Genomic DNA, 2,067 nt, shown 5'->3' with positions numbered 1-2,067 from the left:
TTTCAAAAGGCCCAAGGTCCAGCGGAATTGGATCTACTATCAAGGTTAATGTAACAATATCGTAACAGCCCTCTGCCCCGTTGGGGTTCGGCGGGATGCTACTGTTGGCATTCCCTACCACGAGCACGTAAATATCCTGTGGGTTGGCGGTATTGGTATACGCCGCCGCGTTTTGGATGGCAGCTGAATAATCCGGTGCGGTCAGCGCGAGGTCGCCCGCCAATTGCGCATCGGCAAGGTCCTCATAGTAATAGAGGTCAAATCCGTTCGGGTCCAAGGTGCCCAATATCTCCGCCTCCTTTTCGGTCAGATCGAAAAGGGTGAAGCCATCGGCAACCGCATCGTCGCACTTCCTAAAGGGCTCGGGCTCGGTGGCCACCGGGGAAGCATGCACTTCCAGCGCAAAGGACACGACGGTCTCGCAGACATTGGCCGTAGAGGTTACCCGTGCCCAAACGCCGCCCGTACCATAGGCCGGGTCCGCGGGATCGGTGATCGGCACGTCGAGATAGATCTGGTCGTTGGTGTACAGGTTGGGCAATTGGATGCCGTTGTTCTGCGCCTCGGTCAACGTTGGGTGGTAGGTTACCGAAAGGTTCGGATCCCCCCCCGTGATGATCGGGGTCTGGGTGCTCAGGTCAAACTGTGCAAAACCGTCGTTGTTCGCATCGCAGGCGATAAATGGGTCCGGCGATATCGCCACCGGCAATGGCTCCACGATGATAAAGAAGCTACCGGTCGCCCTACAGCCGTTCTCGCTGTAGACGGTCACGAATATTTCTTGCTGTGGGCTGATCACGTTCTGATAGGCCGCAGGGTTTGCAATCGGGTTGTTGTTTACCTGATCTGCTGCCGAAGCGTAGTAAAATATATCAAGGCCCGGGTCGCCAAGGGTGATCAAGGGCGTGTTTACCGTAAGGTCGAACGTGGATAGCCCATCGGTAGGCGTACTGCCGTTTATTTCATCATCGCACTTGGACAGATCGTTTCCTGCACCAATGGTTGGGAACAGTTCCAGTTCCAGTTCAAATGGTGTAACCCTCGCACAACCGGTGATGCGGCTCTCCAGGCGTACCCAGATCGTTGTGCCGCCCCCGCTTATATAGGTGGCCGGATTGGGTATGAAGTTGGCATTGCCCGCATCGGCATCGGCCTCAAGCTCATAATATCTAATGGGCAAAAAGTCCGCAGCGTTCTGGGTGCCAAGCACACCGTCGTCCTGAAGGGTCAGGTCGAAGATGGCCGTACCGCTGCCGCTCTCGTCGCAACCTATAAAGGGGTCCGCGAACGGCGGCATAAGGGGCATATCGGGAAGGTCTATTACGTGGAGCTCTAACTCAACGACAGTAAAGCATCCTACCGTAGATGGGGGGACGTTCTTCTCTACTCGGGCATATACCGTTTGAACAAAGGGTATTATATTGGTGTAGGGCATCGTTATCTCCGTGCCCGGAATTCCCGCTATGGCATCGCCCATATCTTCGTAATAGGTCACGGATACGTCTGGCTCCCCCGCTATGATATCGCTATCGGCCAGGGTCAGGTCCCATCCGCCCACGATACCGTCGTCGTCGTCGTCACAAAGTTCCAACGGGTCCGGGGCCGTGTTCGGGTTCGGGTTCGGCAATACCGTTAATGTTAAAGTGACCAATGTACTGCATCCAAACTCCGAGGTCGCACGCCCTATCACCGTTTGTGGGGTGGCCGTGTTCTGGAAGGTGGTCGGGTTCGGGATCGGGATGCCCGCGGCCTCATCGGCCGGATTTAAAAACCACTCCACCGTAATGGTGGGATCGCCGCCGCTCACCAGGATGTCCTGGCTGGTAAGGTCAAAAGTGGAGATCTCATCGGTCGGGGTACTGCCCTGCAGCTCATCATCGCAGAGCGCCATCTCAAAGGGGCCCAGGTCCGCAGGGCGCGGGTCCACGATAAGGGTCAGGGTCACAATGTCGTAACAGCCCTCGCTGATGTTCGGGTTCGGGGGGATGGTGCCCGTGCCGTTGCCCACTATCAGTATGTAAATGTCCTGTGGGTTGGTGCTGTTCAAAAAGTTCGTCGGGTCCGGGA

At 56.5% G+C, this 2,067-nt stretch carries 1 protein-coding gene; it reads right to left on the bottom strand.

Annotation, left to right across the window (positions count from 1 at the left end; genetic code table 11):
• Positions 1 to 2,067 (bottom strand): FIDD domain-containing protein (locus VZD24_RS15175; protein ID WP_507237237.1); only part of this gene is annotated, 2,067 nt, incomplete at both ends.

This window comes from Aequorivita flava, from assembly GCF_038742595.1.
In the GTDB taxonomy this organism is placed as follows: Bacteria; Bacteroidota; Bacteroidia; order Flavobacteriales; family Flavobacteriaceae; genus Aequorivita; species Aequorivita marisscotiae.
The sequence above is the reverse complement of the archived record's forward strand: the minus strand, read 5'-3'. Positions and strand labels throughout refer to the sequence as shown.